The following is a 16240-nucleotide window of genomic DNA, read 5'->3' as shown; positions in this document are numbered from 1 at the left end:
ATGGCCATGCCGCTGCGCCAGACCATCAAGGTCGCGACGTATCTCTTTGAACAGAAGCTCCGTAAGCGTGAGAAGTTTCCGCTGATCGTCGAGTTGGAGCCGCTCTTCGCGTGCAATCTCGCGTGCGAGGGATGCGGGAAGATCCAGCACCCGGCCGGAGTGCTCAAGCAGCGCATGCCGGTGGCCCAGGCCGTGGGCGCCGTGCTCGAATCCGGTGCGCCGATGGTGTCCATCGCCGGTGGCGAACCGCTGATGCACCCTCACATCGACGAGATCGTGCGCCAGTTGGTGGCGAAGAAGAAGTACGTCTTCCTCTGCACCAACGCCATGCTGCTGCGCAAGAAGCTGGAGAAGTTCACGCCTTCCCCGTACTTCGCGTTCGCCGTGCACATCGACGGAATGCGGGAGCGGCACGACGAATCCGTCGCGAAGGAGGGCGTGTTCGACGAGGCGGTGGCGGCCATCAAGGAAGCCAAGAAGCAGGGCTTCCGGGTCACCACCAACTCGACCTTCTTCAGCAACGACACCCCGCAGAACATCATCGAGGTCCTCAACTACCTCAATGACGAGCTGCAGGTCGACGAGATGATGCTGTCGCCCGCCTACGCCTACGAGAAGGCGCCGGACCAGGAACACTTCCTGGGCGTCGAGCAGACCCGCGAACTCTTCAAGAAGGCCTTCGCGGGCGGCAACAGGCGGCGCTGGCGCCTGAACCACTCGCCGCTGTTCCTCGACTTCCTCGAGGGCAAGGCGGACTTCCCGTGCACCGCGTGGGCGATCCCGAACTACTCGCTCTTCGGCTGGCAGCGCCCCTGCTACCTGATGAGCGACGGGTACGTGCCGACGTACAAGGAACTCATCGAGGAGACCGACTGGAGCAAGTACGGCCGCGGCAAGGACCCGCGGTGCGCCAACTGCATGGCGCACTGCGGCTACGAGCCGACCGCCGTCCTGGCCACCATGGGCTCCCTGAAGGAGTCCATCCGCGCCGCCCGCGAGACGGTCTCCGGAAACCGCGGGTGACGTCATGACCCCTGGAACGCCTGTCGCACTGGGCCTTCCTGAGCTGCCGGTCCGGCCGATCTCGGAGCGTCGCGTCTCGCGGCGCATCGAGGTCGGGCCGGTGGCCGTGGGGGGTGGCGCGCCGGTGTCGGTGCAGTCGATGACGACGACGCGTACGTCCGACATCGGGGCGACGCTGCAGCAGATCGCCGAACTCACGGCGTCCGGCTGCCAGATCGTGCGGGTGGCGTGCCCGACGCAGGACGACGCGGACGCGCTGGCCACGATCGCGCGCAAGTCGCAGATCCCGGTGATCGCCGACATTCACTTCCAGCCGAAGTACGTCTTCGCGGCGATCGACGCCGGGTGTGCGGCGGTGCGGGTGAATCCCGGCAACATCAAGCAGTTCGACGACAAGGTGGGCGAGATCGCGCGGGCCGCGAACGACGCCGGTACGCCGATCCGGATCGGCGTCAACGCGGGTTCCCTGGACGCGCGCCTTCTCAAGAAGTACGGGAAGGCGACCCCGGAGGCGCTCGTCGAGTCGGCGCTCTGGGAGGCGTCGCTCTTCGAGGAGCACGGCTTCCGGGACATCAAGATCTCGGTGAAGCACAACGACCCGGTGGTCATGGTCAACGCCTACCGGCAACTGGCCGCCCAGTGCGACTATCCGCTGCACCTCGGCGTGACGGAGGCGGGCCCTGCCTTCCAGGGCACGATCAAGTCGGCGGTCGCCTTCGGCGCGCTGCTGAGCGAGGGCATCGGCGACACCATCCGGGTCTCGCTCTCCGCGCCGCCCGCCGAGGAGGTCAAGGTCGGCATCCAGATCCTGGAGTCGCTGAACCTCAAGCAGCGCCGCCTGGAGATCGTCTCCTGCCCGTCCTGCGGGCGGGCCCAGGTGGACGTGTACAAGCTGGCCGACGAGGTGACCGCGGGCCTGGACGGCATGGAAGTGCCGCTGCGCGTCGCGGTCATGGGGTGTGTCGTGAACGGTCCTGGGGAGGCCCGTGAGGCGGATCTCGGCGTCGCGTCCGGCAATGGCAAGGGGCAGATCTTCGTCAAGGGCGAGGTCATCAAGACCGTCCCGGAGTCGAAGATCGTGGAGACCCTCATCGAGGAGGCGATGAAGATCGCCGCGCAGATGGAGGACGAGGGCGTCACCTCAGGGGTGCCCGACGTCACCGTGAGCTGAGAAGAACCGAAGAACCAGAGAGGGGGCCCGAGCATGACCATTCTGGAAACCATTCGGGGGCCGCGCGATCTGAAGGCGCTGACCGAGTCCGAGCTCGACGAACTGGCCGAGGAGGTCCGGGAGTTCCTGGTGCACGCGGTCGCCAGGACCGGAGGTCACCTCGGGCCCAATCTGGGGGTGGTGGAACTCTCCATCGCACTCCACCGGGTCTTCGAGTCGCCGCTCGACCGCATCGTGTGGGACACCGGCCACCAGAGCTACGTACACAAACTCCTGACCGGCAGGCAGGACTTCTCCAAGCTGCGCGGCAAGGGCGGCCTGTCGGGCTACCCCTCGCGCGCGGAGTCCGAGCACGACATCGTCGAGAACAGCCACGCCTCGACCGCGCTCGGCTGGGCCGACGGCCTCGCCAAGGCGCGCGAGGTCCTGGGGGAGCGGGGCCATGTCGTCGCCGTCATCGGGGACGGAGCGCTCACCGGTGGCATGGCGTGGGAGGCGCTCAACAACATCGCGGCCGCGAAGGACCGGCCGTTGATCATCGTCGTCAATGACAACGAGCGTTCGTACGCCCCCACCATCGGCGGCCTCGCCAACCACCTCGCCACGCTCCGTACCACCGACAGCTACGAACGGGTCCTGGCCTGGGGCAAGGACATACTCCAGCGCACACCCGTCGTCGGACACACGCTGTACGAGTCGCTGCACGGCGCCAAGAAGGGGTTCAAGGACGCCTTCGCGCCGCAGGGCATGTTCGAGGACCTGGGGCTCAAGTACGTCGGGCCGATCGACGGGCACGACACCGGCGCCGTCGAGTCGGCGCTGCGACGCGCGAAACGCTTCCACGGCCCCGTCCTCATCCACTGCCTCACCGAGAAGGGGCGCGGCTACGAGCCCGCGCTCGCCGACGAGGCCGACCGCTTTCATACGGTCGGCGTGATGGACCCGCTGACCTGCGAGCCCCTCGCACCCTCCAACGGGCCTTCCTGGACCTCGGTGTTCGGCGACGAGATCGTACGCATCGGGGCCGAGCGGGACGACGTGGTCGCGATCACCGCGGCCATGCTGGGCCCGGTCGGCCTGACCAAGTTCGCCCAGGCCTACCCCGACCGGGTGTGGGACGTCGGGATCGCGGAACAGCACGCCACGGTGTCGGCGGCCGGCCTCGCGACCGGGGGCCTGCACCCCGTCGTCGCCGTCTACGCCACCTTCCTCAACCGGGCCTTCGACCAGCTCCTGATGGATGTCGCGCTGCACGAGTGCGGGGTCACCTTCGTGCTCGACCGGGCCGGGGTCACGGGTGTCGACGGAGCCTCGCACAACGGCATGTGGGACATGTCGATCCTCCAGGTCGTGCCGGGCCTGCGGATCGCCGCGCCACGCGACGCGGACCAACTGCGCGCGCAGCTGCGGGAAGCGGTGGCCGTGGACGACGCGCCGACGCTGCTTCGCTTCCCCAAGGAATCGGTGGGTCCATCGATCCCGGCGGTGAACCGGGTCGGCGGCATGGACGTGCTGTGCGACGACCCGGACCCCGAGGTGCTATTGGTGGCGGTCGGCGTGATGGCGCCCGTCTGTCTGCGGGCCGCGGAGCTGCTGCGGGAGCGGGGCCTCGGCTGCACCGTGGTCGACCCGCGCTGGGTCAAGCCGGTCGACGCCGAACTGCCCGCACTCGCCGCACGGCACCGTGTCGTGGGGGTCGTCGAGGACAACAGCCGGGCTGCGGGAGTCGGCGCCGCCGTCGCCCTCGCGCTCGGCGAGGCCGAAGTCGACGTACCCGTAAGGCGGTTCGGCATCCCCGAGCAGTTCCTCGCGCACGCCAAGCGCGCCGAGGTGCTCGCCGACATAGGGCTCACGCCGGTCGAGATCGCGGGGCGCATCAGCGCCACGCTGGCAGCCAAGGAGCACGGAGCATGACCAAGGAGTTCGACCTCGGCAGACTCCTCGCCGAGCGGGGCGCCGAGCGCTACGAACTGCACGCGCGGCACCTGAACCATCAGCTGCCGCGCATGCTGCAGACCATCGGCTTCGACAAGGTCTACGAACGGGCCGAGGGCGCGTACTTCTGGGACGCGGACGGCAACGACTACCTCGACATGCTCGCGGGCTTCGGAGTGATGGGCCTCGGCCGCCACCACCCCGTCGTGCGCAAGGCGCTGCACGACGTCCTGGACGCCTCGCTCGCCGACCTGACGCGCTTCGACTGCCAGCCGCTGCCCGGCCTCCTCGCCGAGAAGCTGCTGACCCACAGCCCGCACCTGGACCGGGTGTTCTTCGGCAACAGCGGCACGGAGGCCGTCGAGACAGCGCTGAAGTTCGCGCGGTACGCGACGGGCAGGCCGAGGGTGCTGTACTGCACGCACGCCTTCCACGGCCTGACCACCGGCTCACTCTCGGTCAACGGCGAGTCCGGCTTCCGGGACGGGTTCGCGCCGCTGCTCCCCGACACGGCCGTCCCGCTGGGCGATCTGGACGCCCTGCGCGAGGAGCTGAAGAAGGGCGACGTGGCCGGGCTCATCCTCGAACCCATCCAGGGCAAGGGCGTGCACGAGACTCCGCCCGGCTATCTGCGCGCCGCCCAGGAGCTGCTGCGTCAGCACAAGGCGCTGCTCATCGCCGACGAGGTGCAGACGGGCCTGGGCAGGACCGGCGACTTCTACGCCTACCAGCACGAGGAAGGCGTCGAGCCGGACCTGGTGTGCGTCGCCAAGGCGCTGTCCGGCGGCTATGTGCCGGTGGGCGCGACCCTCGGCAAGGACTGGATCTTCAAGAAGGTCTTCTCGTCCATGGACCGGGTGCTCGTGCACTCGGCGAGCTTCGGGTCCAACGCGCAGGCCATGGCGGCCGGGCTCGCGGTCCTGTCCGTCATGGACGACGAGAAGATCGTCGAGAACGCGCGCGTGACGGGTGGGCTCCTCGCAGCGCGGCTCGGCGCGCTCGTCGACCGCTATGAGCTGCTGAGCGAGGTACGCGGCCGGGGCCTGATGATCGGCATCGAGTTCGGCCGGCCCAAGTCGCTGAAGCTGCGCAGCCGTTGGACGATGCTGCAGGCGGCGCGCAAGGGACTCTTCGCGCAGATGGTGGTCGTGCCGCTGCTGCAGAAGCACCGCATCCTCACCCAGGTCTCCGGGGACCATCTGGAGGTCATCAAGCTGATCCCGCCGCTGACCGTCGGGGAGCGGGAGGTGGACCGCTTCGTGGAGGCCTTCACCGCGGTGATGGACGAGGCGCACAGCGGGGGCACGCTGATGTGGGACTTCGGGAAGACGCTGGTGAAACAGGCGGTCGCGAACCGCTGAGGCGCCGCACACCGCTGAGGCGCCGCACACCAGGGCCGGGGGCTTTTGCCTCTGAGGCAAGAAAGTTGCCTCGGGGGCAAGGGCCTGGCTCAATCAAGGTATGAGCACCGCCGAGCCCGTCGAGCCCGTCGAGCCGCCGGAGGCGGCAGAAGCGCTGCCGGCCGTCGCGCCCCAGCTGCGCGAGCTGCGCCGCCGCGCGTCCCTCACCCTGGAAGCCGCCGCCCGCGACGCCGGGCTCTCGCCCGCCCATCTCTCCCGCCTGGAGACCGGGCAGCGCCAGCCGTCCCTGCCGATGCTGCTCGCGCTCGCCCGTACCTACGGTACGACGGTCTCGGAGCTCCTGGGCGAGACGCCCGCCGACCGGGACGCGATCGTCCGCGCCGCGGACATGGAGCCGACACGGGCGGGCGGCTGGACCTACTGGCAGGCGGGCGCACCGGCACGCGGCATGCAGGCGCTGCGGGTGCATGTGCCGCACGGGGCGCAGGGCGACATCGTGCGCGTCCATCCCGGCGAGGAGTGGCTGTACGTCCTCCAGGGGCGCCTTCGGCTGCGGCTCGGCGACACCACGTACACGCTCGAGCCCGGGGACAGCGCGCACTTCGACTCGCTGACCCCGCACCGGATCGCCGCCGCCGACCACCTCGGCACCGACCTGCTCTTCGTCCACACCCTGCTGCAGAGTCCCGCCACCGCGCTGTGCCTCGGCGGGACCCCGCACAGCCCCACCACGGGAGACCCGCGATGACGGAACCTGAAGCGCAGCAGCCCGGCCAGGCGGAGCCGGGGCCTGGGCCCGCGCCCGCGCCCGCCAAGAAGGCAATGTCCATGGAGGAGAAGCTGCCCCGCGGACTCTGGATCCGGCTGATCATCTACGTGGCCGTCGGCCACCTCTTCGCGGCCTTCATCTACCTGCTGTTCTCGCTGGGCGCGCAGAACCAGTAGCCGTACGCGGGCCCGCTCAGTCCAGCAGGTGCTCGCGCAGCCGCTCGCGGATCTGCGGGGTCACCTTGAGGCCCTCGGTGAGGTAGGTCTCCGTGTCGCCCCAGGTCTGCTCGATCGTCTCGAAAGCAGCGGTCAGATACTCGGCGCGGGCCTCGAAGAGCGGGCTGAGCAGCTGCATGACCTCGGGGGACAGAGCACTGGGGGAGTTGTCGCCGCGGCGGACCTTGTAGCGGCGGTGGGTGGCGTTCGACTCCAGGTAGTCCGCCTCGATGGCCTCGCGCTCGACGCCTACGGCAAGGAGCGTGACGGCTATCGAAAGGCCCGCGCGGTCCTTGCCCGCGGCGCAGTGCATCAGGGCGGGGACGCTGTCCGCGGCCATCTCGTGCAGTATTCGGCTGTGCTCGGCGGTGCGGTCCTTGATGATCTCGCGGTACGTGGCGGTCATGCGCCCCGCGGCCTGATCGTCAGAGAGGGCCGCGCGCAGCTGGTCCAGGTCGCCGTCGCGGACCATCGTCCAGAACTCGGCGCCGTGGGCCGGGTCGGTCAGCGGCAGGTTCACGTTGCGTACGCCGGGGAGCTCGACGTCCGGGCCTTCGAGCCGCTGGTCGGCCGCGTTGCGGAAGTCGTAGATCGTGTGCAGGCCCAGGGTGGAGAGGAACGCGGCGTCGGCCGCCGTGGCGTGTGCGAGGTGACCGCTGCGGAAGAGCCGGCCCTGCCGGACGCGGCGGCCGTCCACGGTCGGAAGTCCGCCCACGTCACGGAAGTTGCGGACTCCGGCCAGCTCGGGCTCCGAGTCCGACAGCTCTGTCGGCGGGACTTGCTGCGTCACGGGGGCTCCTCCCGTCCGGCCGCCGGCGCGACTCGCCGGTGGGGTGCGACTTCGACCATACGACATGGGTTCCTGAGGCAATCACTGCCGGTGCATGAGCGTTGCCTCACAGGTGATCCCCCTTGATGATGTGCGTACGCGCGCGTGCCTGTGCGGATCGGGTCGGACCTGTGTCTGTGTATGTGGGGGACTGATGATCGAGGTCGGCGAAGACGGTCGTACGTGGCTGCTCTCGGGGCCCACCAGCAGTTATGCGCTGCGGCTCACGGATGACGACGAACTGCTCCATCTGCACTGGGGGCCGCGCATCGCGCTCGCCGACGCCGAGGCGCTCGCGGCGGAGCCGCTGCCGGAGGAGTGGGCCTTCGAGTCGCGGCTCGACGGGCGCGAGGAGTATCCGGTCGAGGGCGGGCGGCGCTTCGTGCGTCCCGCGCTCTCCGTACGGGGCGCAGGGGTACGCGGCAGTGAGTGGGGGTTCTCGGGAGCCGTGGCCGAGCACGACGAGCTGCGTCTCCAATTTGCCGACGCGGTCCATCAGTTGGGGGTCACGCTCGTCTACCAGGCGCGTGGGGACGTCATCGAGCGGTTCGCCGTCCTGCGCCACGAGGGGCCCGCGGACGCACCCGGACTTGAGCTGCTGCGCGCCGACTCCGCGACGTGGACGCTGCCCTCGCGCGAGCGCTGGCGGCTCTCGCAGCTCCATGGACGCTGGGCGGCCGAGTCGCGGCTCGTGCGCTCGGAGATCACGTACGGCGAGAAGGTCATCGGCAGCCGCCGCGGGCACACCGGGCACCAGCACCTGCCCTGGGTCGCGCTCGACGCCGAGGGGGCGACCGAGGAGCGCGGCGAGGTCTACGGCTGCGCGCTCGCCTGGTCGGGGTCCTGGCGGATCGGGGTGAGCCAACTGCCGGACGGCGCCGTGCAGATCACAGGTGGCCGGGGGCACGACGACTCCGGGCAGGAGCTGCTGATGCCCGGCACCGAGACGGTGACGCCGGTCTTCGCCGGGCTGTGGAGCGACGGCGGCTTCGGCGGGGCGAGCCGGGCCTGGCACGCCTACCAGCGCGCGCACGTGATCCCGGACGCCGATGTGCCGCGCCCGGTGCTCTACAACTCCTGGGAGGCCACCGGGTTCGACATCTCCGAGGAGCAGCAGCGGGCGCTCGCGGGGCGGGCCGCGGCGATGGGGGCCGAGCTGTTCGTGGTGGACGACGCGTGGTTCGGGCAGCGCGTCAGCGACCGCGCAGGGCTCGGCGACTGGACGCCCAACCCGGACCGCTTCCCCGGCGGTCTCAAGCCGCTCGCAGACGACGTGCACGCGCTGGGCATGCGGTTCGGGATCTGGGTCGAACCGGAGATGGTCAACCCGGACAGCGATCTCTACCGGGCGCGCCCCGACTGGGTGCAGCACCAACCCGGCCGCAGGCGCACGGAGTTCCGCAACCAGCTCGTGCTCAACCTCGCCCGCGCGGACGTCCAGGAGTACCTGTGGGAGCAGCTCGACGCGCTCCTCTCCAGTGCGCCCATCGACTATGTGAAGTGGGACTTCAACCGGTGCTTCACCGACGCGGGCTGGCCGGGCGAACGCTACCCGCAGGGGATCTGGAACGCCCATGTGCACGCTCTCTACGGGCTGTTGGACCGGCTGAGGGCCGCGCACCCCTCCGTCGCCTTCGAGTCCTGCTCGGGCGGCGGTGGCCGGATCGACCTCGGGATCCTCTCCCGCACCGACCAGGTGTGGACCTCCGACAACACCGACCCCCTGGACCGGCTGGCGATCCAGGACGGCTTCGGTCAGCTGCACCCGGCGCGGGTCATGGCCGCGTGGGTGACGGACAGCCCGAACACGCAGCTCAACGGCAGGGTCAGTACGTTGCGCTTCCGCTTCGTGAGTGCGATGGCGGGAGTGCTCGGCATCGGCGGCGACCTCATGGAGTGGAGCGCGGCCGAACTCGCCGAAGCGGGCGACTGGGTGGACCTCTACAAGAAGATCAGGCCCGTGGTGCAGCTCGGGGACCTCTACCGGCTGCGCCCGCCGTCGGAGCCGCTCAGCGCGGTGCAGTACGTCCACGGCGAGCAGACCGTGGTCCTCGCCTGGCTGCGGGCGCAGGCCCACGGGGAGGAGCCGCCCCGGGTGCGGCTGCGGGGGCTCGACGCCACGGCGGCGTACGAGTGCCAGGAGACGGGGAAGGTCCACCGGGGCGCGGTGCTGCTGCATCACGGACTGCGGACGGGGCTGCGCGGGGACCTGGACGCGGCGGTGTTCCGCTTCCGTCGGGTGTGAGCCGCTTCCGTCGGATGTAAGCGGCGCAGGGGCCCGCTGTGTATTCCTGGCTTGGACGAAACTTGACCGGTGGCTTATCTCACCCCCCGTCAACCCCTCCCTACGGTGGCGTAGGTCACTTAGCGAGGTGAAAGATATGCCGACGTGAGAGCAGAGTCGACATCCTTGATCCCAGACACATTCACCTCCTACGCAGCGGTCGGCGACAGCTTCACCGAAGGCGTGGGGGACCCCGGTCCTGACGGAACGTTCGTCGGCTGGGCCGACCGCCTTGCCGTCTTGCTCGACGACCGGATGCCGGAGCACACCTTCCGGTACGCCAACCTCGCCGTGCGCGGCAAGCTGCTCGACCAGATCGTCGCGGACCAGGTACCTCTGGCCAAGGATCTTGGCCCTGACTTCCTGACGTTCTGTGCGGGCGGCAACGACATCATCCGTCCGGGCACCGATCCGGACGAGGTCGCCGAGCGGTTCGAGCGGGCCGTCGCCGACCTCACGTCGTCGGTCGGCACGGTCATGGTGACCACGGGGTTCGACACCCGCGGGGTGCCGGTCCTCAAGCACCTGCGGGGCAAGATCGCCACGTACAACGGCCATGTCCGAGCGATCGCCGACCGCTACGGCTGCCCGGTCCTCGACCTGTGGTCCCTCAAGACCATCCAGGACCGCCGCGCCTGGGACGGCGACCGCCTGCACCTCTCGGCCGAGGGCCACACGCGCGTGGCGCTGCGCGCGGCCCAGGTCCTGGGCCTGGAGGTCCCCGCGGACCCGGACCAGCCGTGGCCCCCGGAGCCGCCGCGCGGCACGCTCGAGGTGCGGCGCGACGACATCAACTGGGCGCGCGAGTACCTGGTGCCGTGGTTCGGGCGGCGGCTCCGGGGCGAGTCGTCCGGGGATCACGTGGAGGCGAAGGGGAGCGTGGACCCGTACACCGTCCGGATGCACATCGAGTCCGCGTCCTGAGGGAAAACCTGATGCCCGCGCGGGCGGCGATCGCTACGGTGAAAGCGTCCAGGTGCGAAGGCGCGGGTTACTTCCACTCTTAATGGGGCGGTCGCGGGTTCGAGTCCCGTCGTCGACTTCGGGTCGGCGTAGCTCAGTCGGCAGAGCACCTTGTACCTGCGCCGACTTCGATCTCTGGACGCCTGGCGCGAGCCGTCTGCCCTCGGGGGAAACCGGGCAGGCGGCTTCGTTGCGTGTGGTCAGTCTGCCGGCGGGGCGTCCGCGGGCAGGTTCAGCTCCCGCGTCAGGGCCTCGTCCACCCACGCGAGCATGCGGGCGCGGGGCAGCGTGCCGTCGTAGGCCGTCATCTGGACCGCCAGGCCGTCCAGGAGCGCGGTGAGGCGCAGGGCTGTGGTCTGCGGGTCGGGGCAGGTGAACTCGCCTGCCGCGACACCCTCCCCGATGACCTCCGCCAGCGCCGCCTTCCACTCCTGGTCCAGCTCGCGCGTCACCGTGCGCAGGGCGGGCTCGCGCAGTGCGGCGGACCAGCCCTCGATCCACAGGCGCCAGCCCTTGGCCTGGCCGGTGGGGGCGTACCAGCGGACGGCGGCGCGCAGCCGGCGCAGGGCCGTGGTGCGACGGCTCAGGAGGGCGCGGAGATGGGCGAGGTCGCCCTCCGCGGCGTGCGCGAAGGCCGCTGCCACCAGCTTCTCCTTGGTGGAGAAGTGGTACAGGACCAGCGCGTTGCTCACCCCGAGCCCCGCGGCCACGTCCGCGATGCGCACGGCCGCCACGCCGCGTACCTCGATCTGTTCGACGGTGGCGGCGAGCAGCTCCGCCCGCCGTTCCGCCACGCTCAACCGCACTCTCGCCACGTCGCGCAGCCTATCCACCGTTCGTCCGCACCCCTAGGCGCTCGTGTACCAGCCGAACCGCTCCCCGATCACCGGCAGACGTTCGGCCGCCAGCGCGTGGGCGGCCGCGCGCGGCGTCGTGCCGTCCGCCTCAGCACGGCGCAGCATCACGTCGACCAAGGCCCGCATCGAGCGGCGCGTGTGCGCGAAGGCCTCGTCCGCGTCGGCCCCGATGTCACCGAAGAGCGTCCACCACCACCAGGCGTTGGTCCCAGAGTTGACGACGACGTCCGGCAGGACGGTGATCCCGCGCTCCGCGAGGAGCCGCTCGGCCTCCGGCAGGACAGGCATGTTGGCTGCCTCCGCGATCCAACGGGCCGTGATCCGCGCCTGGTTGGCCTGGTTGATCGTGTACGACACCGCGGCGGGGACCAGGATCTCCGCCTCCGTGGACAGCCAGGCCTCGCCCGGCAGCTCACGGTCGCCGGGGCGCAGGGCCGAGCGGTCCACCGTGCCGTGCGCGTCGCGGGCGGCGAGCAGCGCCTCCACGTCGAGTCCCGCCGGGTTGGCGATCGTGCCCTTGATGTCGGCGACGGCGACCGTCGTCAGGCCCGCCCGCGTGAGGAAACGGGCGGTCGCGCCGCCCATCGTGCCCAGCCCTTGCACGGCCACGCGCGCACCCGCGTGCGCGTGCCCCGCACGGTCGAGCGCCGCGAGGACCGCTTCGGCGACCCCGTGGCCGCCGACCAGCTCGTCGAGGCCGATCCCGTCGACCTCCACGGCGAACGCGTCCGCCAGGCGTCCGCGGGCCGCCGCCTCGTCGTCCAGGAGGGGGTAGACGGCCTGGACGGTAGAGATCAGGCCTGCTTCCGCCGCCGCCCTGTCGACCAGGTCCTGGGTCAGGCCCAGGTCCTCGCCCGTCGTCCAGGAGCTCTCGATGTACGGGCGCATCGCCCTCAGGTAGCGCACCAGGACGTCGTACGCCTCCGGGGCGCGCGGATCGCAGTCGATGCCGCCCTTGGCGCCGCCGAGCGGGATGTAGCGGGCGCTGGGGTCGTAGTGCAGGGCCTCCTTCATCGTCATCCCGCGGGCAAGGCCCGTGACCTCGTCGAGGGTGCAGCCGGGGCGCATCCGCAGACCGCCGCTGCAGACACCGCGTACGAGACGGTCCATGACCAGGAATCCCCGGTGACCGGTGATGTGGTCGGTCCAGGTGACGGAGAGCAGGGGGGTGGGCGGAACGGCGGCGGGCGCGACGGGAACCGCTGGCACCGCTGGCAGGGCTGGCATGGAGCGCACTCCTACTGAATGAGGGATCAGTAGGAGTACATCACGCGCCGACGGGTGCGTGGCCGGTGCGGGCCCCTCCGGACGGCCGCTGTCGGAGGCGGTGCCCATAATGGAGTTCTGACCTACCCCTTCCAGGAGGTGCTGTGTCCCGTTCGCTGAGCTCTGGGCTCCGCTCGCTCAGGACCGCCCCCTTCGGCGCGGATCCGTCCGGTGAGCGGCTCGCGAGGATCCGCAGATCGCCGAACTTCGCCGATGGGTCCTTCCAGAACCCCGAAGGGGCGCGGACCCGGCCCACCGGTTCGACGCTCGAGTTCGCGAAGATCTACTTCCGTAAGGAGGAGCGGATCCGGCGCGGCCCCACGGGCACCGTCCCCGTGCACGCCACGACCCTCGCCGACCTCGCCAAGCCCCCGACCGGCGGATTGCGCATCACCTGGATGGGGCACTCCAGTGTGCTCGCCGAGATCGACGGGCGGCGGGTGCTCTTCGACCCGGTCTGGGGCGAGCGGTGCTCTCCCTTCTCCTGGGTCGGGCCCAAGCGGCTGCACCCCGTGCCGGTGCCGCTCGCGGCGCTCGGCCCGGTGGACGTCGTGGTGATCTCCCACGATCACTACGACCACCTCGACATGCCCACCATCCAGGCCCTGGTCGGCACGGACACGGTCTTCGCGGTGCCGCTGGGCGTCGGTGCCCACCTGGAGCGCTGGGGCGTCCCCGCCGACCGACTGCGCGAGCTGGACTGGAACGAGACGGCGAAGGTGGCGGGCCTGACCCTGACGGCGACGCCCGCACGCCACTTCTGCGGCCGCGGCCTGCGCAACCCGCAGCACACCCTCTGGGCGTCCTGGGCCGTCACGGGACCCGAGCACCGCATCTACCACAGCGGGGACACCGGCTACTTCAGCGGCTTCCGGGACATCGGCGCGGAGCACGGACCGTTCGACGTCACGATGATCCAGATCGGGGCCTACAGCGAGTTCTGGCCCGACATCCACATGACGCCGGAGGAAGGGGTGCGCGCGCACCTGGACCTCCAGGGCGGGCGCCCCGACGGTGTGATGCTGCCGATCCACTGGGGCACGTTCAACCTCGCGCCGCACCCGTGGTCCGCGCCCGGCGAGGGCACGGTCGCCGCGGCGGGCCGCGCGGGGGCGAGCATCGCGCTGCCCGTCCCGGGCCAGCCGTTCGAGCCCGCATCGGACTCCGTTCCGACCGAGCCGTGGTGGCGCGGGGTCGCGATGGAACCGGCGGGCGGCTGGTCGCCTCCGCATGTCGCCGCCGCGGCCGCCGAGCTCTCCGCCCCCACCGAGCGCACGGAGGGCACCGGAGAGCCCGAGGCGGCGCGGGTCGGCTGACGCGCTGACGCACGCAGGCCGGGAGGCACCGCGGGTTTCCGCGGCGCTTCCCGGAGGCGGGGGCTACCGGCGTCCGCCGAACTCCCAGTCGTGGACCTCGATCCCGGCGTACCGGTCAGGGTTCAGGACGGCGCGGGCCGTGCCCGGGTCCGCGGCCCTGACCAGCGCCGCCGTGCCCACCCAGGTGGTGCCGTCGTCGGACAGCAGCGGCCCGTACGCGATCAGTTCGTCCCGGTCGGACGGCACGTCGAGGTCGGCGTCCAGGCCCGAGCCGAGGCCGATGACCAGGTACCGGTTGCCGTCGGTGGCGCCACCGGGGAAATCCCACATGGTGCGCCCCAGCGTGTTGCGCCACCGGCGCAGCAGCACGTCGCGGTACGCGCCCGCCTGGTAGTTGGGCTCGTCGAAGGCGAACGCGCGGGCGGCGGCGGGATCCGGCAGGTCGACGACGTGCACGCTGCCGGTGGGCGTCTCGCCGTCGGCGGCGAACGTCGGGCCGCGCGCGATCAACTCAGCCGCGTACCGGTCCATGTAGGACCAGTGGTCCTCGAGCAGTTCGTCACGCAACTTGACGGAGCCGGGCCGATCGCGGTGGTAGCAGAAGAATTCCATGCCACCGACTCTCGCCAACGGACGGCGGAGTCTCAACGGGATTCGGCAACGATGAGCTCACACTCCCGGCGTGGCGGCGTTCCCTCGGGCAGAACTGGCGTCCGAAGGGGTATTCGGACGGCCGTGCGATGTGTCATACCAGAGCGGGACGCGGGGTGCCGGACTTTGTCAACTGCCCCCCGCACATGAAGCGTTGGTGACTACCGTGAGTGTTCGCCGGTCGACGCAGGGATCTTGGCAGGGAGCTTGCATGTGCCCTCCCGACCGGTACGGCGATGCCGCGAAGCCACGCGTCGCGCGCCCGTCGGAGCCCGCACCCTGACCGAGGACGCTGATGTCTCACCTCCGTGCACCGGCCGCCCGCGCAGACCGCCGTGAGGGCGGGCGGCACGGCAGGCCCGGGAGCCGAACCGCCGCGCCGCTGCCCGAGACCCGGATACGTCCCCAGCTCCTGCGCATCGCCGTACTGCCCGCCGTCGCTGTGGTGCTCTGCGCGGGTGCCGCCGTCCTGTTCATCGTCAGGTCGGCCCCCGGACCGCTCGACCCCGCGCTCCTGCTCATCCTCGGCGCCGCCGGGGTCATCAGCCTGTTCAGCGTCGTGATCGCCGCCGTCGCAGCCGACCGCACCGCCACCTCCGTACGCGACCGCGTCGGCGCCCTGCGCCGCACCACCGCGCGCGGACAGGCCGAGCTGCGCGAAGTCGTCGAGAAGCTGCGCCGTGGCGACGGCCCCCCGCCGCGCAGGGCTCCCGCCGGAACCGCCCCGGACGGCGACGAGTTCGGGCTGCTCGCCGACGATCTTTCGCGGGCCCAGGACGTCGCCGTCACCGCCGTCGTGCAGGCCTCGCAGCTCTCCAGCCACGCGGGCAGCGAACAGAAGGTCGAGGTCTTCGTCAATCTCGCCCGGCGGCTGCAGTCCCTCGTGCACCGCGAGATCTCGATCCTCGACGACCTGGAGAACGAGGTCGAGGACCCGGAGCTGCTCAAGGGCCTCTTCCACGTCGACCACCTGGCCACCCGCATCCGCAGGCACGCCGAGAACCTCGCCGTGCTCGGCGGCGCCATGTCGCGCCGCCAGTGGAGCAACCCGGTCTCCATGACGGAGGTGCTCCGCTCGGCCATCGCGGAGGTCGAGCAGTACTCACGGGTCAAGCTGGTGCCGCCCATCGCCGGTACCCTGCGCGGCCACGCCGTCGCCGACGTCATCCACCTCCTCGCCGAACTCGTCGAGAACGCCACGGTGTTCTCCGCCCCGCACACCCAGGTCCTGCTGCGCGCCAACCTGGTGACGGCGGGGCTCGCCGTCGAGGTCGAGGACCGCGGGCTCGGCATGCCGCTGACCGAACAGAACAAGATGAACCACCTGCTCGCCGACCCGGACCAGGTCAACGTCGCGAGCCTCCTCCAGGACGGGCGGATCGGCCTCTACGTGGTCTCCGCGCTCGCCCGCAGGCACGGCATCGCCGTCCGCCTCCAGACCAACATCTACGGCGGCGTGCAGGCCGTACTGATCCTGCCGCAGGGCCTGTTGGGCACCGAGCCGCCGCAGAGCGAGCCCGGCGGCGCCGGGCGCCCGGAGAGGGCCCCGGAGGCCGCGCCGCCCGGCGCCCCCGGCGACGTACGGGCAAGGGCACAGACG

14 protein-coding genes are annotated in these 16240 nt (G+C 70.9%); 10 read left to right on the top strand and 4 right to left on the bottom strand.

The features are described 5' to 3' along the window. The 6 genes from hpnH to ABD378_RS26125 all read left to right on the top strand — a co-directional run bounded on the left by hpnH (position 1) and on the right by ABD378_RS26125 (position 6435). Positions 1-1023, top strand: a complete 1023-nt coding sequence (hpnH, locus tag ABD378_RS26150) for an adenosyl-hopene transferase HpnH (RefSeq protein ID WP_344524398.1) — start codon at positions 1-3, stop codon at positions 1021-1023. 4 nt (positions 1024-1027) lie between these two features. After that, the gene (gene ispG, locus ABD378_RS26145) at positions 1028-2194 is read left to right on the top strand and encodes a flavodoxin-dependent (E)-4-hydroxy-3-methylbut-2-enyl-diphosphate synthase (protein WP_344524396.1); all 1167 of its coding nucleotides are present in this window, start codon (positions 1028-1030) and stop codon (positions 2192-2194) included. A gap of 33 nt (positions 2195-2227) precedes the next feature. Further along, positions 2228-4108 carry a 1-deoxy-D-xylulose-5-phosphate synthase gene (dxs, locus tag ABD378_RS26140; RefSeq protein WP_344524394.1) on the top strand — a complete coding sequence of 627 codons (1881 nt, stop codon included), beginning with the start codon at positions 2228-2230 and terminating at the stop codon, positions 4106-4108. Next, complete coding sequence (locus ABD378_RS26135; RefSeq protein ID WP_344524392.1) at positions 4105-5490, top strand: aspartate aminotransferase family protein; 1386 nt, start codon at positions 4105-4107, stop codon at positions 5488-5490. Before dxs ends, ABD378_RS26135 begins: the two co-directional genes overlap by 4 nt. 100 nt (positions 5491-5590) lie before the next feature. Continuing rightward, positions 5591-6238: a helix-turn-helix domain-containing protein gene (locus ABD378_RS26130; protein ID WP_344524390.1), complete on the top strand. Its 648-nt coding sequence runs from the start codon at positions 5591-5593 to the stop codon at positions 6236-6238. Next, on the top strand, positions 6235-6435 hold the full coding sequence (locus ABD378_RS26125) for a DUF6126 family protein (protein WP_344524388.1): 201 nt from the start codon (positions 6235-6237) through the stop codon (positions 6433-6435). The genes ABD378_RS26130 and ABD378_RS26125 overlap by 4 nt, the downstream gene beginning before the upstream one ends. A 16-nt stretch (positions 6436-6451) precedes the next feature. On the opposite strand, the gene ABD378_RS26120 is transcribed toward ABD378_RS26125, so the two are convergent. Beyond that, positions 6452-7264 (bottom strand): tyrosine-protein phosphatase, encoded by an 813-nt coding sequence (locus tag ABD378_RS26120; protein WP_344524386.1) that lies wholly within the window; start codon positions 7262-7264, stop codon positions 6452-6454. A 193-nt stretch (positions 7265-7457) separates the two neighbouring features. On the opposite strand from ABD378_RS26120, the gene ABD378_RS26115 reads away from it, so the two are divergent. Both ABD378_RS26115 and ABD378_RS26110 read left to right on the top strand, forming a co-directional pair. Beyond that, the gene (locus ABD378_RS26115) at positions 7458-9548 is read left to right on the top strand and encodes an alpha-galactosidase (RefSeq protein WP_344524384.1); all 2091 of its coding nucleotides are present in this window, start codon (positions 7458-7460) and stop codon (positions 9546-9548) included. A gap of 165 nt (positions 9549-9713) precedes the next feature. Continuing rightward, positions 9714-10511 carry an SGNH/GDSL hydrolase family protein gene (locus ABD378_RS26110; protein WP_344524382.1) on the top strand — a complete coding sequence of 266 codons (798 nt, stop codon included), beginning with the start codon at positions 9714-9716 and terminating at the stop codon, positions 10509-10511. Positions 10512-10750: 239 nt separating this feature from the next. Here the strand turns inward: ABD378_RS26110 and ABD378_RS26105 are convergent, their stop codons facing one another. Both ABD378_RS26105 and ABD378_RS26100 read right to left on the bottom strand, forming a co-directional pair. Then, the gene (locus ABD378_RS26105) at positions 10751-11365 is read right to left on the bottom strand and encodes a TetR/AcrR family transcriptional regulator (RefSeq protein WP_344524380.1); all 615 of its coding nucleotides are present in this window, start codon (positions 11363-11365) and stop codon (positions 10751-10753) included. A 33-nt stretch (positions 11366-11398) separates the two neighbouring features. Beyond that, positions 11399-12634: a glutamate dehydrogenase gene (locus tag ABD378_RS26100; protein ID WP_344524378.1), complete on the bottom strand. Its 1236-nt coding sequence runs from the start codon at positions 12632-12634 to the stop codon at positions 11399-11401. Positions 12635-12777: 143 nt separating this feature from the next. Between ABD378_RS26100 and ABD378_RS26095 the strand changes: the two genes are divergently transcribed. Beyond that, entirely contained in the window at positions 12778-13989 is a 1212-nt protein-coding gene (locus ABD378_RS26095) for an MBL fold metallo-hydrolase (RefSeq protein WP_344524376.1), read from the top strand. A gap of 63 nt (positions 13990-14052) precedes the next feature. Here the strand turns inward: ABD378_RS26095 and ABD378_RS26090 are convergent, their stop codons facing one another. Continuing rightward, complete coding sequence (locus tag ABD378_RS26090) at positions 14053-14601, bottom strand: YciI family protein (protein WP_344524374.1); 549 nt, start codon at positions 14599-14601, stop codon at positions 14053-14055. Between the two features lie 334 nt (positions 14602-14935). Here ABD378_RS26090 and ABD378_RS26085 point away from each other — a divergent pair. Beyond that, the coding region (locus tag ABD378_RS26085; protein ID WP_344524372.1) for a sensor histidine kinase at positions 14936-16240 on the top strand (1305 nt) is incomplete at its 3' end.

Origin of the sequence: Streptomyces rectiviolaceus, assembly GCF_039533825.1 — a bacterium.
Taxonomy (GTDB): Bacteria; Actinomycetota; Actinomycetes; order Streptomycetales; family Streptomycetaceae; genus Streptomyces; species Streptomyces rectiviolaceus.
This window is presented reverse-complemented; position numbering and strand designations above follow the sequence as displayed.